General features: G+C 36.8%; 27 protein-coding genes and 6 pseudogenes. 9 read left to right on the top strand and 24 right to left on the bottom strand.

The annotated features are described in order from the left end of the window. Positions 1-53: 53 nt before the first annotated feature. The 3 genes and pseudogenes from ACEWFH_RS11065 to ACEWFH_RS11055 form a co-directional block, all read right to left on the bottom strand. A pseudogene (locus ACEWFH_RS11065) lies at positions 54-628 on the bottom strand (GNAT family N-acetyltransferase). A 16-nt stretch (positions 629-644) separates the two neighbouring features. Then, positions 645-929: a P-loop nucleotide/nucleoside kinase family protein gene (locus ACEWFH_RS11060; RefSeq protein ID WP_473724113.1), complete on the bottom strand. Its 285-nt coding sequence runs from the start codon at positions 927-929 to the stop codon at positions 645-647. After that, on the bottom strand, positions 901-1,170 hold the full coding sequence (locus tag ACEWFH_RS11055; protein WP_473724112.1) for a P-loop nucleotide/nucleoside kinase family protein: 270 nt from the start codon (positions 1,168-1,170) through the stop codon (positions 901-903). The genes ACEWFH_RS11060 and ACEWFH_RS11055 overlap by 29 nt, the downstream gene beginning before the upstream one ends. Positions 1,171-1,805: 635 nt before the next feature. Here ACEWFH_RS11055 and ACEWFH_RS11050 point away from each other — a divergent pair. Continuing rightward, positions 1,806-2,018, top strand: coding sequence for a hypothetical protein (locus ACEWFH_RS11050; RefSeq protein WP_473724111.1), 213 nt, complete (start codon positions 1,806-1,808; stop codon positions 2,016-2,018). Positions 2,019-2,092: 74 nt separating this feature from the next. On the opposite strand, the pseudogene ACEWFH_RS11045 reads toward ACEWFH_RS11050, so the two are convergent. From ACEWFH_RS11045 to ACEWFH_RS11025, 5 genes and pseudogenes are all read right to left on the bottom strand, one after another. Further along, a pseudogene (locus ACEWFH_RS11045) lies at positions 2,093-2,556 on the bottom strand (GNAT family N-acetyltransferase). Positions 2,557-2,757: 201 nt separating this feature from the next. Further along, positions 2,758-3,476, bottom strand: a pseudogene (locus ACEWFH_RS11040) (alpha/beta fold hydrolase). Between the two features lie 223 nt (positions 3,477-3,699). Next, a pseudogene (gene map / locus ACEWFH_RS11035) lies at positions 3,700-4,438 on the bottom strand (type I methionyl aminopeptidase). 245 nt (positions 4,439-4,683) lie between these two features. After that, complete coding sequence (locus ACEWFH_RS11030) at positions 4,684-5,133, bottom strand: GNAT family N-acetyltransferase (RefSeq protein WP_473724110.1); 450 nt, start codon at positions 5,131-5,133, stop codon at positions 4,684-4,686. 50 nt (positions 5,134-5,183) lie between these two features. After that, positions 5,184-5,639: a GNAT family N-acetyltransferase gene (locus tag ACEWFH_RS11025; RefSeq protein ID WP_473724109.1), complete on the bottom strand. Its 456-nt coding sequence runs from the start codon at positions 5,637-5,639 to the stop codon at positions 5,184-5,186. Between the two features lie 147 nt (positions 5,640-5,786). On the opposite strand from ACEWFH_RS11025, the gene ACEWFH_RS11020 reads away from it, so the two are divergent. Beyond that, on the top strand, positions 5,787-6,416 hold the full coding sequence (locus ACEWFH_RS11020; RefSeq protein WP_473724108.1) for a class I SAM-dependent methyltransferase: 630 nt from the start codon (positions 5,787-5,789) through the stop codon (positions 6,414-6,416). Between the two features lie 412 nt (positions 6,417-6,828). Here the strand turns inward: ACEWFH_RS11020 and ACEWFH_RS11015 are convergent, their stop codons facing one another. Continuing rightward, the gene (locus ACEWFH_RS11015; RefSeq protein WP_473727277.1) at positions 6,829-7,020 is read right to left on the bottom strand and encodes a DUF1272 domain-containing protein; all 192 of its coding nucleotides are present in this window, start codon (positions 7,018-7,020) and stop codon (positions 6,829-6,831) included. A gap of 178 nt (positions 7,021-7,198) precedes the next feature. Between ACEWFH_RS11015 and ACEWFH_RS11010 the strand changes: the two genes are divergently transcribed. After that, positions 7,199-7,621, top strand: coding sequence for an Lrp/AsnC family transcriptional regulator (locus ACEWFH_RS11010; RefSeq protein WP_473724107.1), 423 nt, complete (start codon positions 7,199-7,201; stop codon positions 7,619-7,621). Positions 7,622-7,722: 101 nt separating this feature from the next. On the opposite strand, the gene ACEWFH_RS11005 is transcribed toward ACEWFH_RS11010, so the two are convergent. Further along, a complete protein-coding gene (locus ACEWFH_RS11005) occupies positions 7,723-8,370 on the bottom strand; it encodes a chloramphenicol phosphotransferase CPT family protein (protein WP_473724106.1) in 648 nt (215 codons plus the stop codon). A 54-nt stretch (positions 8,371-8,424) separates the two neighbouring features. Beyond that, positions 8,425-9,099 (bottom strand): GntR family transcriptional regulator, encoded by a 675-nt coding sequence (locus tag ACEWFH_RS11000; RefSeq protein ID WP_473724105.1) that lies wholly within the window; start codon positions 9,097-9,099, stop codon positions 8,425-8,427. Positions 9,100-9,240: 141 nt separating this feature from the next. Here ACEWFH_RS11000 and ACEWFH_RS10995 point away from each other — a divergent pair, with 141 nt between their 5' ends. Next, complete coding sequence (locus tag ACEWFH_RS10995; RefSeq protein ID WP_473724104.1) at positions 9,241-10,074, top strand: YitT family protein; 834 nt, start codon at positions 9,241-9,243, stop codon at positions 10,072-10,074. A gap of 198 nt (positions 10,075-10,272) precedes the next feature. On the opposite strand, the pseudogene ACEWFH_RS10990 reads toward ACEWFH_RS10995, so the two are convergent. Further along, positions 10,273-11,027: pseudogene (locus ACEWFH_RS10990) on the bottom strand (alpha/beta hydrolase). A gap of 140 nt (positions 11,028-11,167) precedes the next feature. On the opposite strand from ACEWFH_RS10990, the gene ACEWFH_RS10985 reads away from it, so the two are divergent. After that, positions 11,168-12,010, top strand: coding sequence for a YwqG family protein (locus tag ACEWFH_RS10985; protein ID WP_473727176.1), 843 nt, complete (start codon positions 11,168-11,170; stop codon positions 12,008-12,010). A 66-nt stretch (positions 12,011-12,076) separates the two neighbouring features. Here the strand turns inward: ACEWFH_RS10985 and ACEWFH_RS10980 are convergent, their stop codons facing one another. From ACEWFH_RS10980 to ACEWFH_RS10945, 8 genes and pseudogenes are all read right to left on the bottom strand, one after another. After that, on the bottom strand, positions 12,077-12,373 hold the full coding sequence (locus tag ACEWFH_RS10980; RefSeq protein WP_473727175.1) for a YciI family protein: 297 nt from the start codon (positions 12,371-12,373) through the stop codon (positions 12,077-12,079). A 63-nt stretch (positions 12,374-12,436) separates the two neighbouring features. After that, positions 12,437-12,706, bottom strand: coding sequence for a hypothetical protein (locus ACEWFH_RS10975; RefSeq protein ID WP_473727403.1), 270 nt, complete (start codon positions 12,704-12,706; stop codon positions 12,437-12,439). A 15-nt stretch (positions 12,707-12,721) separates the two neighbouring features. Beyond that, positions 12,722-13,538: pseudogene (locus tag ACEWFH_RS10970) on the bottom strand (DEAD/DEAH box helicase); the annotation flags it as partial. A 116-nt stretch (positions 13,539-13,654) separates the two neighbouring features. Next, positions 13,655-14,194 (bottom strand): hypothetical protein, encoded by a 540-nt coding sequence (locus tag ACEWFH_RS10965; protein ID WP_473727174.1) that lies wholly within the window; start codon positions 14,192-14,194, stop codon positions 13,655-13,657. 53 nt (positions 14,195-14,247) lie between these two features. Next, a complete protein-coding gene (locus ACEWFH_RS10960; protein WP_473727173.1) occupies positions 14,248-14,613 on the bottom strand; it encodes a YppE family protein in 366 nt (121 codons plus the stop codon). Between the two features lie 72 nt (positions 14,614-14,685). Further along, positions 14,686-14,829, bottom strand: a complete 144-nt coding sequence (locus ACEWFH_RS10955) for a hypothetical protein (protein WP_473727172.1) — start codon at positions 14,827-14,829, stop codon at positions 14,686-14,688. A 73-nt stretch (positions 14,830-14,902) separates the two neighbouring features. Next, the gene (locus ACEWFH_RS10950; RefSeq protein ID WP_473727171.1) at positions 14,903-15,031 is read right to left on the bottom strand and encodes a hypothetical protein; all 129 of its coding nucleotides are present in this window, start codon (positions 15,029-15,031) and stop codon (positions 14,903-14,905) included. 8 nt (positions 15,032-15,039) lie between these two features. Further along, positions 15,040-15,417: a MerR family transcriptional regulator gene (locus ACEWFH_RS10945; protein ID WP_473727170.1), complete on the bottom strand. Its 378-nt coding sequence runs from the start codon at positions 15,415-15,417 to the stop codon at positions 15,040-15,042. A 213-nt stretch (positions 15,418-15,630) separates the two neighbouring features. Here ACEWFH_RS10945 and ACEWFH_RS10940 point away from each other — a divergent pair, with 213 nt between their 5' ends. Further along, entirely contained in the window at positions 15,631-15,771 is a 141-nt protein-coding gene (locus tag ACEWFH_RS10940) for a hypothetical protein (protein WP_473727169.1), read from the top strand. 160 nt (positions 15,772-15,931) lie between these two features. Here ACEWFH_RS10940 and ACEWFH_RS10935 read toward each other — a convergent pair whose 3' ends face one another. After that, a complete protein-coding gene (locus ACEWFH_RS10935; protein ID WP_473727168.1) occupies positions 15,932-16,762 on the bottom strand; it encodes a DUF2515 family protein in 831 nt (276 codons plus the stop codon). Between the two features lie 132 nt (positions 16,763-16,894). Here ACEWFH_RS10935 and ACEWFH_RS10930 point away from each other — a divergent pair, with 132 nt between their 5' ends. The 3 genes from ACEWFH_RS10930 to ACEWFH_RS10920 all read left to right on the top strand — a co-directional run bounded on the left by ACEWFH_RS10930 (position 16,895) and on the right by ACEWFH_RS10920 (position 20,515). Further along, entirely contained in the window at positions 16,895-17,200 is a 306-nt protein-coding gene (locus ACEWFH_RS10930; RefSeq protein WP_473727167.1) for a glutaredoxin family protein, read from the top strand. A 67-nt stretch (positions 17,201-17,267) separates the two neighbouring features. Continuing rightward, complete coding sequence (recU, locus tag ACEWFH_RS10925) at positions 17,268-17,819, top strand: Holliday junction resolvase RecU (RefSeq protein ID WP_473727276.1); 552 nt, start codon at positions 17,268-17,270, stop codon at positions 17,817-17,819. Positions 17,820-17,908: 89 nt separating this feature from the next. After that, the gene (locus ACEWFH_RS10920) at positions 17,909-20,515 is read left to right on the top strand and encodes a transglycosylase domain-containing protein (protein WP_473727166.1); all 2,607 of its coding nucleotides are present in this window, start codon (positions 17,909-17,911) and stop codon (positions 20,513-20,515) included. A 161-nt stretch (positions 20,516-20,676) separates the two neighbouring features. Here ACEWFH_RS10920 and ACEWFH_RS10915 read toward each other — a convergent pair whose 3' ends face one another. Genes ACEWFH_RS10915 through ACEWFH_RS10905 form a run of 3 tightly spaced genes read right to left on the bottom strand, consistent with a single transcriptional unit; the run spans position 20,677 to position 21,936 of the window. Then, entirely contained in the window at positions 20,677-21,051 is a 375-nt protein-coding gene (locus tag ACEWFH_RS10915) for a glycosyl hydrolase family 18 protein (protein WP_473727165.1), read from the bottom strand. 4 nt (positions 21,052-21,055) lie between these two features. Continuing rightward, a complete protein-coding gene (locus tag ACEWFH_RS10910; RefSeq protein ID WP_473727275.1) occupies positions 21,056-21,322 on the bottom strand; it encodes a hypothetical protein in 267 nt (88 codons plus the stop codon). Further along, positions 21,313-21,936: a LysM peptidoglycan-binding domain-containing protein gene (locus ACEWFH_RS10905; protein ID WP_473727164.1), complete on the bottom strand. Its 624-nt coding sequence runs from the start codon at positions 21,934-21,936 to the stop codon at positions 21,313-21,315. The genes ACEWFH_RS10910 and ACEWFH_RS10905 overlap by 10 nt, the downstream gene beginning before the upstream one ends. Between the last annotated feature and the right edge of the window lie 12 nt (positions 21,937-21,948).

The raw sequence follows: 21,948 nt of genomic DNA, 5'->3' as shown, positions 1-21,948 counted from the left end.
TGTGATAGGAAATTGCAATTTCACATCCTCATAAACTTTTTCACTGATTTTTATTAAACAAACAAAGCCATCAATATTAAATCTTGATATCGATTTTCCATCTTAACACCTCTCGCTTTTCTTCCTTCTTCTACAAAATTCAAAGATTTATATAATCTAATTGCTCCATGGTTGTCTTCCATGACTTCAAGACATATCTTTTCAATGGTATCGTTGTTTCTAGCCCAGGTAATCAGTGATTCTACCAGTGCTCTTCCAACACCATGATTTCGATATTCAGGTAACACGGTCATCGCAAAAGAGCCTTGATGTGCTATTTTTTCTTTATCTCCATTTCTAAAATCAATTGCACCCACGAGCTTATTTTCATATTCAGCCACGAGTTTTATATAATTAGGTTTTTGGGAGTAATATTGTAATTCCCTTTCATATCTTCAAGACTTAGCTTTTTTATATCCTCCACGGTACTTAACATATAGGGAGCATCTACTAAAGCTTTTGGTGCAGTTATTAACATCACTTCTGAATCCTGTACCCCGGCTTCCCTTACTGTTACGGTTTTTCCACTTTTGGTTTTATAAACGTTAACATGAGTTGAAAAAATACTAACACTCCCTTTTAAATGAATTGTTTCTAAAATAGATTTAATTTTCTACTACAATTTCCCCTTCACCTTTTGGAATTTCGAAACCATTAAGGTAAGAAGTTAATAGTTCCTCTGAAATCGGGAAGGAATTCGCATCAAAACGGTTGTTACGTAACTTAAGTCTTTCTCGCAAATCATTTGAATCCACTTTTAGATAGATCAGCTTCCACTTACCACCTGAATCTTTAATAAGTTTCTTATATTCGTTTCTTCTTAAACGATCCCAAAAACTGAAATCAATTACCACCTGTTGTTTATCGTGGATTAACTTTATTAAACGCATACGTAATTTTTTCTGCAACTTTTCTGTATTCCTCAAACTTATTCATCGGGTAGTCAATCCCCCAACGACCAATGGTGGCCCAAATTTCTTCATCAATCGAAAGACGTACAAAACCTTTCTTTTCTAACCTTTGTGAAAAGGTAGTTTTCCCAGACCCAGCCACTCCACACATCATAACCACTAAAGGAGTTATAGCATTTTGTTCACGATAAATTAAATCAAAATTAAATTCATCAAACATCTGCTGATTCCCCTTACATAATACAAATTTATTCCTGCATTTCTATTTTAGATTCTCATTCTTAGACATTAAATCCCTTCTACCCTGCACGTTTTTCATTCAATCTATAAAAAAATAACACTTCTCTTACTTAGAGAAATGTACCCGCTTGTGCAATATAGATATTATATGTAGGTTTTTAGGTAATTGAGCAGAGTTCAACTCGTATAGTTCCACAGTAAATTAGGTTCAAACCCTCATTCTTTGTTCGATAAATCAAATAGACTAGTTGAAATCCCATTTAAATTATCACTTATTACGGAAAGAATTTGCAGAATCTGGCTCAATCATAATGCTATAAAAGCAGCACTAATGGCAATTACGATCAAGGAAAGAACTTTCAAAACCCTTAATGTTTTATCTTCATTTTCATTCATTTACTCCCTTTTTCCAATTTCCTAACAATTAATGATTCAACAAAAAAATGCACTTCTCCTTCTTGAAGAAATGCACCTATTGTTTAAGACTTGAAGTTAAGATATCTAAAAGATGAGGTATAACTTTGACAGTTTCTCAAATTTCGATATTCTATATTATTCAGAATGTCAGTAAATAATAATTACCAATCATTAGCTAAAAAAAGGGGATGTATTCAGATGGATCTTATGGTATCTGACTTGGTTGAAGCAAAACGTCAAATTAACTCAACTCTTAACAAACTAAGAGAAACAATAAAAACTCTTGAAGCTAAAGAAAATCCTAATAGATATAAATCTCAGATCACCTTAGCCAAAAGGCGAATAGAAGCATTTGAAATTTCAGTGTTTCTTATTGAAAGAGAAATAATTGTCCTTGGTGAAAAAAGCTAATTATCAGGAACTCTTGTAAATAAGGGAATTAATATATTGAGCGATCGCACCCGATTGTTGAACAATGTTCAAATTCAAACGAATATAGCCATTAATATTAAGTCTTGATAGCCACCATCCAATCTTACACCCTTTGCTTTTCTACCTTCTTCAAAAAAGCCGAGATTTTTATATAACTGGATTGCACCTAAATTATCTTCCATTACCTCAAGACAAACCTTTTCAATCTCACTGTTATTTTTAGCCCAAGCTATTAACGTTTTTAGAAGAGCTCTACCAATACCAAAATTTCGATATTCAGGTAATATAATCATTGCAAATGCGCCTTGATGACTAATTTTTTCATTATTTCCGTTCTTAAAATCTATTTTACCTACTAACTTACCATCAACTTCAGCAATAAACTGTATATAATTTGGATTTTCCTGATAAGCTTTTAACGTTTTTGGATAACATTCACATTCAAGTTTTTTACATCCTCAAACGAACTTAGTATGTATGGAGCGTTAATTAAAGCTTTTGAAGCAGAATCTAGCATACTTTCTGCATCCTGTTCTTTAGCTTCTCTAATAGTTACTGTTTTTCCATCCTTTGATTTATAAGTAAAAATATTAGTTGCAAATATATTAAACACACCCTTCCAGTAATTTTGTTCAATATGTATCATTAAAAAGGCGTTAATCCTTCTTAGATCAACACGCACGCTCTTCTGGAATAGAATCTAAAGGTAATTATTTAATTAATTTTGCTCAAGACTTTTAATAAAGGTAGCCAATGTTCTTGTATATAAATCAGGTTGTTCTCTATGCACTAAATGACCAGCAAAGGGTATCACAGAAATATTGATGTCAGGATTCCTTTCTTTATACGTAATAGCTGCAGACATCTCAAGATCCTCTGTCCCTCCGACCATACATAATATTGGAGATTTTACATTAGATAAATCTCCCGTTTCATTGAAAGGATAAAAGTCATCTGAGTTAAATGACTTAAGTAATGTTTTCCAGTCATTGTTTCCATGCATGTTATTAAGTGCTTCAACTATTTCTAAGTTTTCAAAGAGTTTATTATGATGCTCAGCTTCTATAATAGATAGTTCATCCCAGTTCTCCGGTTTAGTTGGAAAAACCCCTGAAAAAGTTAAAGACTTCACTCTGGAAGGGTATTTCTTAGCAAACATTAAGGCTGCAATGCCACCTATAGACACTCCTGCAATATGACACTCTTGAATATTTAATGAATCCAATGTGTCCCTTAAATCGTTAGCGCAATAGCTAAAATAATCCTCAATTTCCCCTCAGATTTTCCATGGCCTCTTAAGTCAGGTCTAATTACTTTAAAGTTATGTGATGAAAAGTAATCCTTTTGCTCTTCATACTCAGTTAAACCAGTCATTCCACCAGAATGTACTAATACAATCGGTTCTCCCTTACCTGATATATAAGTATTCAATATCATTCTTTGTAGCTCCTATGATTTGTATTTTATTCCCTTTGTTTAAATTTACCATATACTTTAAAGAACAATGGAGATTATTTATACAGCTTGTTTACCAGACATGTATTCCAACAATAAAAAAGCACATTTCTTTTTACAGAAACGCACCCGTTAGTTTAAGTACATTTATTCACAATACAAAATCTAAATAAGGGCTATAATTTTAGAAACTTCATTGCTTGAATTAAAGTGTGACAATAATCGGACCATTTTTAGTAAGGATAATCGTATGTTCTAATTGAGCTACATAGCTTTTTTCTGTAACATAGGTCCAACCGTCTTCTTTTTGGAATACTTCTTCTTCAAAGGTTGAGATAAATGGTTCGAATGCGATAACCATCCCTTCCTTTAATATTTCATTATCCCATGGATCATTATAATTTAAAATATGGTCAGGTGCTTCGTGTATTCTACGTCCAACACCATGTCCTGTAAGGTTTTTGATAACAGTGAATCCATGCTGTTTCGCTGTTTCAAATACTGCTTTTCCGATTCTACTTTTTTGGAACCGGGTTTTGCTTTCTTAAGACCTGCTTCAAATGCCTTTTTAGCTACGTCGCATATTCTCGTTAATACTTCTTCTCCTTTTCCTACTACAAATGAGATTCCTGTATCTGCGAAATAACCGTTCTTTGATGCAGATACATCTATATTTACTAGGTCCCCTTCATGAATAACCCGATGACCCGAATACCATGTGCCACTTCTTCATTAAGACTAATGCAAGTATAGCCAGGAAAATCATATTCCCCTTTTGGAGCTGAAACTGCACCTACTTTTTCTAAAAGTTCTCCGGCTATATCATCAAGTTCTTTGGTCGTTATGCCAGGAATTGTTCTTTGTACCAATTCATCTCTAATTGAGGCAATAATTTTGCCAATTTCTTTCAAACCATTAAAATCTTCTTCTGTTTTTGCAATCATTTTTTTCCTACCTCATTATCTTTTATAATCAATAAACTATATAAGTATTATTGTACCTTTACTTTCTCGAAAAATAATAGCAATGTAAATTATTTGGTACAATACCCCTCAGCTGAATTCTTGTCTACTTTAATATAAATATCCAATGTCCTTAAGAAATGTTACTCCACAATCTGGCCCGTTTGTTGAGTAAGATGATTCAAACAACAAAACGCAACAGCGATTTCATTTAAATTTTAAAGATATTAAGACTTGTTTACTTTTTGCATAAATTGTTCTGGTTTATCTATCTCATTAAAACCATATTTCTCATAAAGCTTATGTGCATCATTAGTAGCTAACATAAATCTGCGAACACCTTGAATTTCGGGATGGTTGGAAATGATATCTATTAACCATTTTGATAACCCTAACCCTCGGTAATCAGGTTTAATAAAAACATCACAAAGGTAAGCGAATGTGGCTAAATCGGTTATAACTCTTGCAAAACCTACTTGTTCAACAGAATTCTTACTTAATTCACCTTTGTATACACCAAAGCATAAGTTTGAATTCATAATAGATTGCATGACTACTTCTTTCGATATTTCTTTGGACCAATAAGCCTCTTCACTTAAAAATTGGTGAATCAAATCCGTATTTAGCCATTCTTTTTCAATCGAAATCACAAAACCTTCTTTATGCCATTCAGTCATTACTGCACCTCCAAAGATATAAGAATATGCATTTATGAATCTTACAAAGACTATTCCTTTTTTGCCCTCCACTCATACTGAATATCTGGCAGATTTTCTTCATTCTCATGGCCATTTCCAATAATCTTGAAACCATTCTTCTCATAAAACCGTTGTGCCTTTTTATTCACTTCAAATGTGTATAGCGTTAACCTTCCGCTGGAGTGTTTCTTTGCTCGTTGAAGCAATGCATTACCTATACCCTCTTTTTGATATCCGCTATGAACATATAACTGGCTTATTTCGGTTTGATTATATGCAATCATTCCAACGACTTTTGCATCAACAATCACTAATTCGACGACAAACTCTTTTATTAAAATGTTGTTTAAAAAGTACATATGGCTTTCAAAACTATGAGACATTTTTACACCTATTGCCTCGAATTTACTATCGCGCAACATCTTAACGGTTTGTTCAGCAAAATCAGATGAATAGGGTATGATATCAACATTTAATTTCTTCAACCTAATCTGTCCTTTCAATTAGGAATATCACTCTACCCTATTATAAAGCTAACAATCGGTTTTAAACATAATCAAGAGGGTTCATCTAGAGCTAAAGCGAATAAGAAGTAAGAGCACAAATGGTTTAAAATAGGATCAAAGGAGAAAATGATGAAATTACTACATTCAGTAAAAGAGTATATAGATCAGCATTATCAAACGCCGAAGGGATTGATCGGTACATATATCGTAGAAAAGATGGTCAGGCAGCACAAACCTGAAACGGAGTGGACAATAGAACAATTGGAACTTCAAGAACAAGATAGAGTTTTAGAACTTGGTTGTGGTGCTGGATATGCCATACAACTGATTACAGGAAATAATCTCGTGCAAGAAATTGTAGGTTTAGATCTGTCTCCAACAGCCATTAGATCTGCTGGAATCCGAAATAAAAAGGCAATAAATAACAAAAGAGCTAGACTCGTTCAAGCAAACTTTAATAACCTTCCTTTTAATGACGACATGTTCACCAAGGTGTATAGTATTCAAACTATTTATTTTTGGAGTGAAATCAATGTCATCATTTCAGAAATTTCTAGAGTTCTTAAGCCTGGTGGAGTGGTCGTTATCACTTTTTCTAATGGCAAAGACAATGAAGTATGGGAAAGTGTAAAGGAAATCTCAGAAAAAGAAGTGATACCATTAATGATGGAAACGGAATTTAAGGATGTTTCGATAGTGAAAGGACCTCAATCAAGAGGGTTTCATACAGTCTCTATCAAAGGTATAAAAGTATAAAACATTTTTCTTATAATTCTTTGAATAGAAACTTGTACCAGACGTCAAAATGATAACTTGGCATTTGGTATTCTTTTTTCTATTTCTTACAGAAGAGTCTTCTCTAAAAGTTTTATGCAAATTGCAAAGTTTACTATGCTCTGATTTTAAGTGTAAAACAAAAAAACAGCCTTATAGGCTGCCCTCCGTTTACTTTGTTTGTGAAGGTGTAGATATTAGTTGAGATATGTAACCGTTTAAATCAAAATCCTTGTTCCCTGCATATTCACTCAAGTTCACAGTCGTCATTAGCATTTTAGTTCCTCCTAAAATGAGTTTATTGTTACTAGTATTATTACCAAACTCGTAATCTATTAAACGCATTCTAGTATATTTTTTTATTAAATTTGTTGGAATGTGACATAAAGGTCCCTCATTTACTTAATACACAACTTATGATTTGTGATCCCGCTTTTGGACGTCTAACTAGTTCACCGTTACAATTCATGCAAATATGATTCATCTCGACTGTGCATGATGGGCAGTACGTACATTCATGAACGCATATGTAAGCATCCGACTTTTCATGAAGCGTTTCCGAACATTTTTCACATTTTTTTCTCATCTCTAACATATTGTTCAAACCCCTTTAAGTTTTATTCGTTGTAATTAACCACTGAATATATTATATTTTTTCCAGAACTGTTTTTACATGGAATATTAACGCTATTTCTTATGAATTTCATTGAAAACATCGGAAAAAGATTGAATACTCCTAAATTTTTAAAGTCGAGGGGAAAAATATGGACGAAATTGATAAAGAGATTCTTTTACATTTGCAGCAAGATGCTCGGTTATCAATAACGGCATTAGGAAAGAAAGTTGGTCTCTCGAATCCTGCCGTTCATGAACGAGTTAAGAAGCTTGAGGATAAACAAATAATTGAGGGTTATAAGGCGATTATTAATCCTGAAAAAATGAATAAACCGATCATGGCTTTTATCTTATACGACAATACGAAATGCAAGCAGTTTGTTGAATTCTGTAAAGATCACCCTGATGTAATAGAGTGTCATCGCCTAGCTGGACAATATAACTATTTAATTAAAGTCGTCACCCATTCGGTACAATCCTTGGAAAGTTTCATAGATAATTCAATGACATATGGACAACCTTCTACATTAATTAGACTTTCATCACCCGTTTCGGATAAATCTTTAAGTTAGATAAACGGAATAGAAAAAAAGAAAAGACTGAAACATAAGGTTACAAAACATACCCTTGATCAGTCTTTTCTATGTATTCGTATGATGAATTTCAGTAACTTTTAATGAAAATGGCACAAGTAATTGTTCTTAATTAAGATTCTGTAAATTTTGGAGTGCTTTAGGGGAGGACCTTCATAAACCCTATTATGAACTTGAGCTGCACACTCTTCTGGAGTATATAAGGAAGTATCCACTTCTAAGTCATATATACCGGGGATATGAACAAGTTTCTGCCAGCGTTCTATTGGTCTTGGTATCTTCCCTTCCAGAGTATAGCCTTTTTGCCAGGTCTCTATTCGACGTTTCATCACAGTTTCAATAGGACAGCGCACACCAATCAACCATGCTGGCGTCCCGTTAAGAATCTGAGCTGCTTGTTGAAGAATTTTACGCTCTACTGAATACCCATCATGATGACCAACATCCACAATGACATTCAAGCCCTCACGACTGAAAGCTACAATTGATTTGTACATAGCAAGATACATCTTTTGTATGATAGGCTCCAAATCGGGCCGCTCTCCACCTGGTCTTAAACCTATGCTTGGCTGAAATTTCTCTGGTGTCATATCCATGATACGGTCCACCCCAATATTCATCCATACACCTTCAAATTCGTTTTGAATAACGGAGGCAATGCTCGATTTCCCTGATCGTGGCGTACCATTAAGGATAATAATTTTCCCCTGTATTTCTGTTTGACCCATACAAAATCTCCTTTTGTTTTTGACCAAGTCATTCATAAACAAGGTGCTCCCTTTTTAAAACAATGTTGTAAGAGACTGATAATTTAATTTATCCTGCTGAAGCTTGGTTAAACTGTTATCAAGATGCTGAAGAAGTAAAGCTCGTAAGTTTTCTTCTTCTCCCTTTTCAATGTATTGGATCATTTGTTCGTGTTCAAGTATGTCTAGGTCTTCATTGTTAGAATCTTCATTAAAGACATCATAGAGCACCATGTAAATTGTTATCTGACTCAAAACTTTCTTCATAAACTCAATTAAATAGCTGTTTCCACTAGCTTTTGCTAAAACAAGATGAAATGCATTGTTTTTCTCTTGATACGTTACGACCTTTCGTTCTATATAAGCGCTCTTCATTTCATTAAGAAGTTGTTTAAGTTGCTCAACGTCATCTCCCCCAAGATTGGAGAATCCTTTCTGAATCGCCATTTCCTCTAGCGCTTTTCTCATTTCAAATGCTTGAATCATTTCTTCAATCGTTGGCTGAACGATGAATGCTCCTTTGTTTGGAATAACATTCACTAACCCTTCTGATTTCAGCTTCATGATTGCACTCCGAATTGGAGTCCTGCTCGCATTGACCTTCTCTGCAATGGCATTTTCAAATAACTGGTTACCCGGCGCAATCTGTCTATTCAAGATTGCGTTTTTAATTAAGTGATAAACTTTCTGTTCAACTGTTTCTTTACGCATTTTATATTACCTGCCTATACGTTCTTTTACCTTATTCTAACATAGAAGATTTATGATTGAACAAAATTGTAGAACAATCTTGTTCGAAGTAATACATTATGATATATTATCCTACGTATTCAGGTAGAACGGAGTGATATTATGAACCACACTGGAAAAGAAATTACATTAATAATTATTGGATCCCTGTTCTTTGCGCTTGGTGTAAATTGGTTCGCCATCCCTAACGAACTAGGTGAAGGCGGCGTTACAGGTATTTCGATGACTCTTTATTATGTATTTGGCTGGTCACCAGGTCTGACAAACTTCATCATGAACGGCTTACTTTTAGCCATTGGTTATAAAGTTTTAAATAAAAGAGTGACTTGGTATACGATGATTGCCATCTTCTTTACCTCTCTCTTTATGCATTTAACAGAGGGTATGGGTAACCCTGTTGACATCATGCTTGGTACTGTTTTTGCAGGTGTTTTCATCGGGATTGGATTAGGGCTCGTGTTGCGTTCAGGCGGTACAACCGGAGGCTCGACCATTATTGCACGTATGCTGAATCAGCATTTCGGCTGGGGTGTAAGTACAACTATGTTTGTTTTTGATATTCTTGTGGTTATTGGTTCCGCATTTGTTATTGGAATTGAAAACACGATGTACACGGGAATATCTATTTATATTAGTACTAAAATTTTGGATTACTTGATTGATGGTTTCGATACGAGAAAAGCTGTCACAATCATTTCTGAAAACACAGTCGAAATCGCTGAAAAAGTAAGCGATGAGATGGATCGTGGAGTTACTATTATTAATGCAAGAGGTCATTACTCGAACGAAGCAAAAGATATTTTATACGTGGTGATCAATAAACAAGAGCTATTTTTGTTAAAAAAGATGATTCAACGTGTTGATGAAAAAGCGTTTGTTGTTGTCCACGATGTAAGAGATGTGTTTGGAGAAGGATTTACATTTCCTAAAACATAAAATAAGCTTTTTGAAAAAAGTTAAAAGGGTCGATTCATTTTTTGAATCGACCCTTTTGCTGCTTCCAAGTGAGGTTTTAAAAGTGAATGGACATGAGTTAGAGTATGAACATAACAAACTTGGTCGATCTCTATGAAAGTATACAAATTAAGGATTTGGGTTCAATTCTATAGACAATGGTCAAAAAGCAAACCTACTTTACGCGTTTACCGTATTAAGTACTTTTTCCATAAATTTAAGTGATTCGTCAATAATAAGTTGTTGATCGTAATCCAGGGTAGCAACGTGATAGCTGTTCTCTAATTGCACAAATTTTTTATCTGAGGATGAAATGGAATTATAAATGGTTTGAGAGTTATCTGGTGGAACAACATGATCTTCTGTTGATACTAAGATTAACGCGGGACATGTAACGGATTGAAGATTATCTTTTACGTTTTTCATTAATTTCACAATTTCTTTTACTGATTGAACCGGTGTTTTATCATACGCTAGTTCCGTCACGTTCGGATTCTTTAAATCAGAACCTATTGCATCTAGAAATCGGACATCGGATTGTTGCATGGCTTGTAGGTTGGGAATATCAATCGCTGCATTTATTGGAATGATTGCTTTAATATCTGGGTAGGTTTCCGCTAAATACAACGTGAGTGTCCCCCCATGGAAAGACCCGTAACAAAAATGGTGTCACAACGCTCTTTTAGCCAATGATAGCCTTCTTCAATGGAAGCGACCCAATCGTGATATGTAGTCTCTTCCATATCTTCATAATGCGTACCATGCCCCTTAAGTCTCGGACCGCAAACCGTATAACCTGCTCTCGCATATGCCTCACCAAGTGGACGCATACTTTGGGTCGAACCTGTAAAACCATGAGAAACTAATATCCCCACCTTGTTGCCTTCAAAGTAAAAAGGTTGTGCTTCTTCCATAACTGAATACTTCTGTGACATGTTATTTCCTCCCATTCGATAATACAACATGTATATAACTTCAATGAGGTGTGTACATTACCTGCTAAAAAAGAAACAGTTAATGATTGTTTTTCTATTAATGGAAATTTAAACTAAAAAGATAAGGAGTAAATTCACTTATGAGCATAACTCTACCTAAATCCCTAGAACCTTATAGAAAAGAAATTGAACATACTATTGTTCCTTTTGTTTCAATGAAAGCAAAACGTCAATCAACATCTATTACCGACAGCAAAATCGGAGGATCTCCTTACTTGCCAATTCATTTTGAGCACCCTGTCGATTCTTCAGGACTGCATATGGCCTTATTATGCCAGATTAATTTTGAAGAAGTACCCCATATCGAGCCTTTTCCCCAAAAAGGAATTCTGCAGTTCTATCTTTCAAGAAATGATGATCTGATGGGAATGGATTTTGATCAACCTACAAATCAAAGTAATTTCCGTGTCATCTATCATGAAAGTACAGAGCTCCCTCACATTACCGATTTTTCTTATCTTGATGACAGCGATAGTGAAGACCTTCCATTCTCAGGTGAATACCGCCTTTCTTTTTCTTTATCGGAAGAAGCGCTTGGTGTGAGCGATTTTCGATTTGAAGATAGTTATGAATCCATTAATATGGATCTAGCGACAGGTGAAGAAAATATGTGGGGAGAGGAAACGCTTTACGACGTCTTCTGTGAACATGTTGAAAACATGGGCCACAAAATGGGAGGATACGCTTTCTTCACACAAACTGACCCTCGTGATTATGGGGCTGAATGGGATGATTACCGTGTGACTCTGCTTCAGATTGATACGGATGATGAAGGTGAGAACGACATTATGTGGGGAGATGCTGGTGTAGGTAACTTCTTTATTACAGAAGAAGATCTAAAAACAAAGATTTCAAACGTGTCCTGTACAACTGGGATTGTCATTAATAAACTTATAACATTATTTATCAGTATGAGCTGTTAAATCCTTTGCATTTGAAAAAACACTGTAACCATACGATGGTTACAGTGTTGAAAAATATAAGAGCTTCTATTCTTTTATTAATGAAACTCGAAACGGATAAAGGCTTCCAGTCATGATTTCCCCTCGGATCGCGGGATCGTTTTCCATGATTCTCTGTGCCTCTTCTTCATTTGTATTTTGAAGAATAACAATACCAAATGAAGCATCGAGACAAGGACCGGCTAAAACCAATTTCCCCTTTTCTAACAAATTTTGAAGGTATAGAAAATGTAATTGAAGCTTTTCTTGTTCCTCTTTAGTCTGATTCTCCATGAATTCTGCTCTAACTGGTTTAATCTGATATAAAAATTCAGTCGTTTCCAAACGTATCTCTCCCCTTTATAGAGGATAGATTCTATAGTCCAAAGAAATATCCTTTTTATGAATTTATCTTCTTTCTCTAGGAACGTCTGATTTTCTTTGTGCTGGCTTTCCGTTTTTCGGAGAAGCTGGTCGTTTATCCGAATAAGCACCTCTACTACCGCCATCTTCTACAATGACTTGTCCCTTTTCTAAAAGCTGCTTTTGCAGGGATACATTCATCTTGGCTGTCCATTTTTTCACAGAAGTTAATTCTGCTTTTGTTACTAATGAAACAACTGTTCCTTCTTTCCCCATTCGGCCCGTTCTTCCAGATCTGTGGACATATTGCTTCACATCTTCTGGCATTTCAAAATGAACAACGTGTGTTACGTCTGAATATCTAATCCGCGTGTCGCGACGTCTGTTGTTAAAAGAACTGGAATCTTCCCTTTCTTAAAATCGTTTATAACTTTTTGTCGATCTTGTTTTGTTGAGTTTCCTGCCAATACACCGAGTTTGATCTTTTTGTACTCAAGTTTTGTCGCGAACTCATCCATTTTCATCGAGCTATTGATAAAGACCATCGCTTTAATTCCAGGTGTATGACGAATCAGCTTACGTAAATTTTCTACTTTGTCACGGTAATCAGATACCATGAATGTATGCGTTACTTCACTCTTTACAGCATCTTTCTCAACTTTAACAACAACAGGATCAACTGCTAATTTTCTTGACCAATCTTCTGTCTTGTTATTGATCGTCGCTGAAACAAAAACAAGCTGACGATCTTTTAATGTCGCCACGATTACTTGCTCCACGTCACCGTTAAATCCTGCTTCGATGATATGATCTGCTTCATCGATCACAATGGTTTTCACTTCATGAACTTTTAATTTTTTGTTCTGAATTAATTCTTTAACTCTTCCTGGTGTACCTACGATATATTGCGGCTTTTTCTTTAGTTTGTCTAACTGGCGCTGCATGTTTGCTCCACCAATGAGAGATGCACCGTTAAGTCCGCTGTTTTCTGTGAACTTCTGACAAACTTCATAGATCTGCATTGCTAGTTCTCTTGTTGGTGCCAAAAGAGTACTTGAGCATTCTTCACTTCTGGATTTAATTTTGACAGAGCAGGCAATGCATAAGCAAGAGTCTTACCTGTACCGGTTGGAGACTCGATAATCATATCCTTGTTTTCTAACTGATCAGGTATCGATAGTTCTTGAATATCTGTTAATGCTGAAAAGCCGCTTTTATTCCAAGCGTTTTGGATGAATTTTGGAAATGTTTGTAGCGATTGTGTCATTTTTTATACCCCTTAAAATATTCATTCATTTCTTTCATAGACTTTATTAATTCTTCAAGTACTGATGAAATTCGTTCAGGTTCTTCTTCAGCTACCGGTTTTTGCAATTGTATGGAGATCGTGTTGTTGAATACATGTCTAGGCTCTCCATATATATAAGTAAGTTTTTGCTGAATGTCTCCTTTTAAATCTCCGCTTCCCCATTTTTTTAGGATGGACTGAAGCTGTTTGCAGTCAGTTTCAATTTCGTAAACCGGTGTTTCAATAAAACAAGAGATTTTACTACCTGCACCTTCTGGATTATCATTTAACTTCTCCATCGCCAAATCTTCGAGAGTTGACGTTAAGGTAATATTTCCTCTCATTAATTCCCCAATCGTTGATACCACAAAATCAATAGAATAGTTTCTTTCCATGATCGCGTGGTCTATTAAATCTTTGCGGTTAACAATCTCAATTTCTCCTGAAAAATCCAGGTCATAAACTGCTCCTTCGAGCACAACCTTTAGATTATCATAAACGGATGGATGATACATCTTGTTCTCTCCCTATTTTTAAAAACGATATTTTAGTACGGTACGTGAAATTATCACGATTGATCCTCAGCCATTTGATCTTTCAACTGGTTTAACACATAGAGAACAGATTTCACCATTTCCGTAATGCGCTTATCTTTCATTTTCTTTTGAAAAACATAGACTCCTAAATAACCGATATTTTCAGCCGCCGTCTTGATTTGAATCGGGTAAAGATATTTAGGTTTATTTGCGATTACCCAATCCCTTGCAAGAGGTTCCCAGTCTTTCACACGAAAGTGAATGCGATCGGCAAACGGTTTTACCTCTGTATAAAAGTCCGCTTCTGTTTCTCTTGTTTTTGTTTCTGTTTTATAAATATGAAACGCTTCATCTATATCAGCGATTAATTCGGTCGTTAAACTATATAAATGGCTCATAAAAAAGTCCCTCCATTCTTTATATCCTACCAAAGAATGAAGAGACTTACACTTTTTGATTTTTATTTAGTGTTAATGGATATCCTCTGTAGCAATTGAAAGCGGTTGATTTCCGTTCCAGGTGCTCGCTTTCCGCGGGGCAGGCGGTGAGCCACATTCGTAACGTTTCACTTTTAAGTGTCTCACCTGCCCGCCTGACCCACAGGAGTCTCGCACCTTACACTCCAATCAACTGTCAAAGAAGAAAGACAATAACCTGTTAGAAAAGAACCTTTTATAAAAACAGTAATTACAGTGTAAACAAACTCACGAACCAGTTCTTTTTTGGCTTTTCTTTTACGTATAGTCGCTCTTCTGGATAATCTTGCTTTAGAAGTGCCACTTCTAGATCTTGTAGGCGTGCTTCCATGTTTTCCATCTTTTTGATCAGCTCTTCCAGCTCTGACGCGTGCTGCAGCATCTGATACGATACAACGGCATCTGCTTTCTCTTCGACCTTTTTTCTAAAGCTTCTATGGCAGCATTCAAGCGATTGAACTTCTCTTCGAATTGGGTTGGCAGTTCTAATGATTGTTCTGTTGTTTGAATGGTTTGGATTTGAATGTCACTCATCAAAAGTCCATTGTCGAGCTGCATTTTAATTTCCTTTAACTGATCAATGTCCTCTTGTCTGAATAAATAATGGCCGTGCTCATTCTTGTCGCATTGAATGTTAAAATGTCTAACCCAACGTTGAACTGTTGTCGGATTCACCCCAAGCTCTTCAGAGACAGTTTTGGTTTTCATCAACACCATTTCCATCATGAATCCCTCCCCGTTTTCTTATGGTAACTAATTTCGAGCCGTATCCTTCCTTCCCCTTCACACCTGACAAAACTAGTTTTCATTCGGCAAAGAAAGTGGAATATAACGGAATCACTACAAATTCGACACTCATTTTGTTGATTGTTTGTATATTCAGTCGCAACAACTCCAAAACTAAGAACAGTTCAGGTGAAACAAAAAGGAGGTGCCAACATGAACCAAGAAAGCAAACAGCAACAACAGCAGAATCAGTATACGAGCCAAGAAGAAACTGGTACTCAAAAGAAAAATCAAAAAGAAAACACAGGCTATGGTGATAAAAAGCTAAATGGCCCAGACATTCCAAGCACATAACATAAAAAAGACGGCTTCACTGCAAGCCGTCTTTTTTATGTATGCTGTATCCATTCTTTTAAGAGAATTCCTATTTTCAATTGTCTTTGTTTTTGTTTGTACCAGTCTGTTAAACAAATATTACGTAACGGTTTAACGGGCAGGTAAAACTTTTCAGTATTCATGCTTTTCTTGTACCAATCATTGCTGTTCGATCTGTGATGCTCGATAATCGGAAAAGCCATCCGTAAAAATGGAGTTTCTCTTCTTTTTTAGGATATATATATCTTTCAAAATCATGCCTTGAACCCGTGTGAGTCACTTTATCGGAAAAGGATAGGATTTCGTCACTCCATTTGGACTCAAATAAAATCGCATAGAGTATTTTCCCTGTTTCGATCCGGTTTCGCGTTTTCTTAAACCCATGAACCGATATCCCAAAAACGTCCCCAGAGACAACAGGAAAAAGAACCGTGCTGAAATGCATGTAATCTTGCAGAAGAAACGGTACACTCCAGAAAATACGCTTTTTATAAAATGAATCATGAATAACAGGCTTTTCAATCACATGCTGTTCGTTGATAATTAACGAGGTACATATTCGCTTCAGATCTTTCTCTCTCCAAAATCTTTCCCACTCTTTTTCCATGAATCTTGAAACACCAAAGAATTTTAGCAGGTGAAAAAGCGGCACTCCTTGTTGTTTGGAGTACTCGTATAGCAAAAGCTGAGGATACGCATCTTGGAAGATCAGCCAGTTCGCCCGCTCATACGTTAGGAATAAATGCTTTCTTGTGTCAGCAGACAGCATTCTTGGCAGCCAATCCCCTTTTAAGTCACACATGCTATATCCAGCGTTCCTTGAAACAAGGCTAGCGAGCATCGCCCATCTGAGCTCAGGGTTACGTTTATAAAAGTAGGCATAGCTTACGGTACGTGAAATATTATCACGATTTTGTGAATTCGTTTCATTCAAAATGTCGCGTACAATCTCCTCAATAGCCCTCTCCACGCTGTTCCTCCCTGCATTTTGTCCTATTTTTTATCGTTTGCTTTCATGCTATAAAATATTTGTGTCATATAAGAAAAAAGAGTAAACTAATGGTTATGAAAGATGCATTTGGAAAAAGGAGGCATAAACATTTTGGAGAAAAAAGTGATCATATACACACAAGAAACATGCCCTCCATGTTTTGCAGAAAAAGAGTGGCTAAAAGCAAATGATATTCCTTTTGAAGAACGAGATATACGTAAATCCCAAGCACATATGCAAGAAGTGATCGACCTTGGTGCTTCTGCCACACCTGTTACTGTCATTGAAAGCACTGATGGCAAAGAGGTCGTAATGGGCTTTCAAGAAGATGAACTTTCTCAACTATTAAAAAGTAAAGTAAACATCTGTCGGCTATGTGTATCTTTTTTTAATGCGCATAGCCATCTTTCGTTGTAAAGGAGATGAATTATGGGTACCTTTCATTATCCGAACGGTAAGAAAGTGACTTCTATCGTAAAAAACAATCCTCATCTTCTACTATGAAAAAGAGATTTCATACAGCAATAGAGGAATGTCGTTAGAAGATGATATCAATCAAAGCAACGAGTATTATCTTTTAACCAATCAAGCGATCATCCATAAGAAACCTACTCCCGTTCAGATCGTAAATGTAGAATATCCAAAACGATCTGCCGCCGTCATTCGTGAAGCGTATTTCAAACTCGCTTCCACGACCGATTATAATGGGGTGTATAAAGGAAGATACATTGACTTTGAAGCAAAAGAGACGAAGAATAAAACGAGTTTTCCTTTAAAGAACTTTCATGAACACCAGCTTACCCATATGCAGCACATCTTGGATCATGGAGGCATCTCGTTTGTTATTCTCCGTTTCTCATCAACAGATGAGAGCTATTTATTCGACAGCTCTCACCTGATTCATTTTTGGAAAGAACAAAGTTTGGGAAGAAAGTCCATTCCAAAGGGTGAAATTGAAGAAAAAGGACATTCTATTACTATCGGGTATCAGCCTCGGCTAAATTACTTAAACGTAGTAGATTCAGTCTACTTTTAATCATCACCTTCATTGTTCATAAATTGTCAAAAGCCGTCGAATAATTGAACATGTTCATTTTTTTATGAAGTTGAAAGGTTGGTAAAACTATGTCAAAAGATTACCGAAGCCGTGTGGAACGCAGACAATCAAGTGATGGTTCCAAACCGGCAAATAAAACGAAAACCAAAAAACCAAGAGGTGGACGCAATTGGAAGAAGACCCTCCTGTTGCTCGCTCTTATTTTAGGAATACTAGGACTCTTAACGGTTGGCGTCATTGCCGCAACATCGCCGAAACTAGATCCAAAAGAACTTGAGACACCTGTATCCTCTAAGATTATGGATATGAACGGTGAAGAAGTCTCTTTAGTCTCAGGGGACGAAAAGCGAATACGTGTAAAAATTAATGAAATTCCGGAGTCTGTTCAAAACGCCTTTATTGCAACAGAGGACGTTCGATTCCGTGAACACAGCGGTATTGATGTACGCCGTATCGCGGGTGCAGCTTTTGCTAACGTAAGAGAAGGATTTGGAGCAGAAGGTGCGAGTACGATCTCTCAGCAGGTTATTAAAAATACCGTTTTAACAAATGAGAAATCACTTACACGTAAAATTCGTGAAGCCTATCTTTCTGTACAGCTAGAACAGAAATATTCGAAAGATCAAATTTTAGAGATGTATTTGAACAAAATCTACTTTGGAAACAGAGCATATGGAATTGCCACAGCAGCCAAAGTATATTTCAACAAGAATGTAGATGAATTGGAAGTTCAAGAAGCAGCCCTATTAGCTGGGCTTCCGAAAGCACCAAGTTATTATGATCCTACTAGGAATCCAAAAGAAGCCGAACATCGCCGCAATGTCGTGTTGAACTTAATGGCACAGCATAAATTCATTACAAAAGAAGAAGCTGAAAAAGCCAAAAGTATTCCAGTCAAAGACATGATCGATGAAGGTAATGTAAAAACAGAATCACGTCCTTATGACGCCTACATCAAACAAGTTATCGATGATTTAAAAGACGTAGAAGGACTTGAAGAAGCGGATATTTACTCTTCAGGCTTGAAGATTTATACAAATCTTGACACAAAAGCACAACAAGCAACGGAAGATGTTCTTAAAGCAAAATTAGAAAACGAAAATGAAATTCTTCAATCAGGTGTTGCCTTAGTAGATACGAAAACAGGCGCAATTCGTGCAGTAGGAAGCGGTCGTGGAGGTGAATTAAGTAACTATTTCTCCTCTAAGATTAAACGACAGCCTGGCTCAACCATCAAACCGATCTTGGACTATGGTCCTGCGATCGAAAACAAAAAGTGGAACACAGGCTATATCTTAAAAGATGAACCTGTTGAATTAAAAGACATCACGATCAACAACTTTAATGATCGTAACGTTGGCGATATCTCCATGCGTCAAGCGCTTGTTGAATCGAAGAACACGACAGCCGTTCGTGCCTTCCAAGAAGTTGGAGCGGAGGAAGCGACAGATTTTGCGAACAAGTTAGGGTTTGATTTAGATCCTGACACCACGTATCCTTCTTATGCGATTGGTGGATTTGAAAAAGGTATCTCCCCTCTTACACTTGCTGGTGCTTATACATCATTCGGTAATGGAGGAACTTACTCGAAACCAACAACGATTCGTAAAGTGGAATTCCCAGACGGCCGTGTGATCGAAGTCGACTCAGAGCCAAAAGCGGCTATGAAAGATTACACCGCATATATGGTCACAGATATGCTTAAAGATGTGATGGATAGAGGTACTGGACGTGAAGCTAACGTAAGCGGACTGAACTTAGCTGGTAAAACGGGTACGACAAACTACTCTAAAGAAGATCGTGATAAATATGGTTTCCCAGATGGTGCAACAAAAGATGCATGGATGGCCGGCTATACACCTACTTATACTGCAGCGGTATGGACTGGTTACGCAGATATGAAAGAGGGTCTTTATCTAAACGACAATGAAGCGGATTACTCCAAACAGATTTTCCGCGACATCATGAGTCAATTAGATCACAAGAACACCGACTTTAAGAAGCCGAAATCAGTAACAGAAGTTGCGATGGAAAAAGGAACTGGAAAACGTGCTAGTGAGTTTACACCTGATTCCGAGAAAATCATCGAACTATTTGTTAAAGGCACTGACCTTCCGGGCGTAAGTGATAAGTTTGAAAAACCATCAACGATCGAAGGTTTAGAAGCGAAGTTCAAAGAAAACAAAAATGAGATTGAAGTGAAATGGAAGTACGAAAAGAAACAGGGTGTTACGTTTAAAGTTCTCGCGAGCTATAACGACGGACCAATGCAGGAACGTGCAACGATCAACGATACGAAATTTGTTGTTCCAGCTCCTGCACCAGGTAAATACACATTCCAAGTGATAGCCGTCGACAGCGAAAACAACACTCAAAGTGAGCCTGCGGAAACATCTATTACGATAGAAGGTCCTGAAGGTGAAGAACCTCCTCCAGGTGAGGGTGAAGGTCAACCTGGCACTCCTCCGGGTCAAGAACCTGGAACAGAGCCTCCTGCTGAAGGTGAACCTGGCACTCCTCCTCCAAGTGAGGGTGAACCAGGTACTCCACCAGGACAGGAACCTGGAACAGAGCCTCCAAGTGAAGGTGAACCTGGCACTCCGCCAGGCCAAGACGGAGGTAGAGAAGAAAATGGTGGAAACGGAGGAGGACTCCTCCCTCCGTTCAACCAATAAACAAAAAAAGATCCGTCAGCATAAGGCTGGCGGATTTTTTTGTTTGTCTACGGTTAAGGGCAGTTTTCATAACACTATTAACTTTTTATCAATTTTAAAAGTTCTGGCAAAAACGAGAGGCTTAGCTGTTTACCATTACGTCAATAATGGCAACAGAGTGATCACTTTATGTTATAACGGTCAACCAAATAATTCCAAAATACTGGATAGCCAAATGAAAGATTCCAAAAACTTACCCCTGCAAATCCGTACTGATCCACAACATCAAACTTTGCTTTCATACTCCTTAGATCTTCAAACCAAACGACATGCTCCTTTTTATTTTTATCCCAATATCTGAAGAACGGCGCCTCATCTTTCCGGCTATACTTGATTGCTGCCTGACGTTTTCCAGCAAGCTGTGTAGCTTGAACAGGATTTAGCGCTTTCGCAAACTCTCCTCCTGGTTTATAAGGCAGCGTCCAATCATAACCGTATAAGTTGATCCCCATCAAAATTTTCTTTGGATCGATTTCACTTACGGCATAGTCTAGCACTTTTTTACAGATGGGAGTGGGCTAACAGCCATCGGTGGCCCCCGCTATATCCCCATTCGTAAGTCATTAAAATCACGTAATCTACAATCTCACCGTGTGCTTTGTAATCATGCGATTCATACCATTCTCCTTGCTGAGTGGAAGATATCTTTGGTGCTACTGCTGTCATTACAATAAAATTTTCTTTATGCATTCTCTCTGTCATTGTTCTTAAAAACTGATTGTATGCTTCTTTATTCTGTTTTCCAAGAAACTCAAAATCTACTGAGATTCCTTCATACCCTTTTGTTTCATAATACGAAGGGACTCATCTATTACTTTGTTTGTAATTTCTTTATTCGTTAGAATCGCCGTTCCCACTTCTTCACTGAATTCACCGTCTTTAATATTTGTAATTGCCATGATTGGTCTAACATTTTTATTCTTTGCTTCTTTTAAGAAAGCTGTGTCATTCAGTGGTTTAAACACACCTTTTTCATTTACTTCATAACTAAACATCGTAATATAACTTAGTCCTTTTGCTGCTGCTATGAAATTTTCTTTTGCTTTTGGAACAGGCTCTGCAAACGCGTTCGTAACGATCGTCTTCTTACTTCTCTGTGGAACATTCAATTGGGTTCCTGCCTGTATCGTCTCATCTGTTACGCCTGGATTCGCCTGCTGAAGCTGAGCGACAGATACTCCGATTCTTTTGCCGATCTCTTCTAAAGAATCACCAGGCTGTACGGTATACGTAAATGGTGTTGGAATAAAAAGTGTCTGTCCTACTGTCAGTACATCTTTTTCTGTAAGACGGTTTACCGCGGCCAGCTCTTGCCACGGCAATTTATAGTATTGTGAAAGCTTCCAAAGAGAATCCCCTCTTTTCACCACATGAATCTGCATGATACCCCTCCT

It is taken from the genome of Fictibacillus sp. EA-CB0309 (assembly GCF_055814265.1).
This window is presented reverse-complemented; position numbering and strand designations above follow the sequence as displayed.

Coding starts and splice junctions, on each gene's coding strand:
- ACEWFH_RS10960 (WP_473727173.1), bottom strand. CDS start 14,613: ATGAGCCATTTATATAGTTTAACGACCGAATTAATCGCTGATATAGAT.
- ACEWFH_RS11020 (WP_473724108.1), top strand. CDS start 5,787: ATGATGAAATTACTACATTCAGTAAAAGAGTATATAGATCAGCATTAT.
- ACEWFH_RS10945 (WP_473727170.1), bottom strand. CDS start 15,417: ATGATGGAAATGGTGTTGATGAAAACCAAAACTGTCTCTGAAGAGCTT.
- ACEWFH_RS10920 (WP_473727166.1), top strand. CDS start 17,909: ATGTCAAAAGATTACCGAAGCCGTGTGGAACGCAGACAATCAAGTGAT.
- ACEWFH_RS10940 (WP_473727169.1), top strand. CDS start 15,631: ATGAACCAAGAAAGCAAACAGCAACAACAGCAGAATCAGTATACGAGC.
- ACEWFH_RS10965 (WP_473727174.1), bottom strand. CDS start 14,194: ATGTATCATCCATCCGTTTATGATAATCTAAAGGTTGTGCTCGAAGGA.
- ACEWFH_RS10950 (WP_473727171.1), bottom strand. CDS start 15,031: ATGGAAAACATGGAAGCACGCCTACAAGATCTAGAAGTGGCACTTCTA.
- ACEWFH_RS11055 (WP_473724112.1), bottom strand. CDS start 1,170: ATGTTTGATGAATTTAATTTTGATTTAATTTATCGTGAACAAAATGCT.
- ACEWFH_RS11050 (WP_473724111.1), top strand. CDS start 1,806: ATGGATCTTATGGTATCTGACTTGGTTGAAGCAAAACGTCAAATTAAC.
- ACEWFH_RS11030 (WP_473724110.1), bottom strand. CDS start 5,133: ATGACTGAATGGCATAAAGAAGGTTTTGTGATTTCGATTGAAAAAGAA.
- ACEWFH_RS10985 (WP_473727176.1), top strand. CDS start 11,168: ATGAGCATAACTCTACCTAAATCCCTAGAACCTTATAGAAAAGAAATT.
- ACEWFH_RS11005 (WP_473724106.1), bottom strand. CDS start 8,370: ATGGGTCAAACAGAAATACAGGGGAAAATTATTATCCTTAATGGTACG.
- ACEWFH_RS10995 (WP_473724104.1), top strand. CDS start 9,241: ATGAACCACACTGGAAAAGAAATTACATTAATAATTATTGGATCCCTG.
- ACEWFH_RS11000 (WP_473724105.1), bottom strand. CDS start 9,099: ATGCGTAAAGAAACAGTTGAACAGAAAGTTTATCACTTAATTAAAAAC.
- ACEWFH_RS11010 (WP_473724107.1), top strand. CDS start 7,199: ATGGACGAAATTGATAAAGAGATTCTTTTACATTTGCAGCAAGATGCT.
- ACEWFH_RS11015 (WP_473727277.1), bottom strand. CDS start 7,020: ATGAGAAAAAAATGTGAAAAATGTTCGGAAACGCTTCATGAAAAGTCG.
- ACEWFH_RS11060 (WP_473724113.1), bottom strand. CDS start 929: ATGCGTTTAATAAAGTTAATCCACGATAAACAACAGGTGGTAATTGAT.
- ACEWFH_RS10905 (WP_473727164.1), bottom strand. CDS start 21,936: ATGCAGATTCATGTGGTGAAAAGAGGGGATTCTCTTTGGAAGCTTTCA.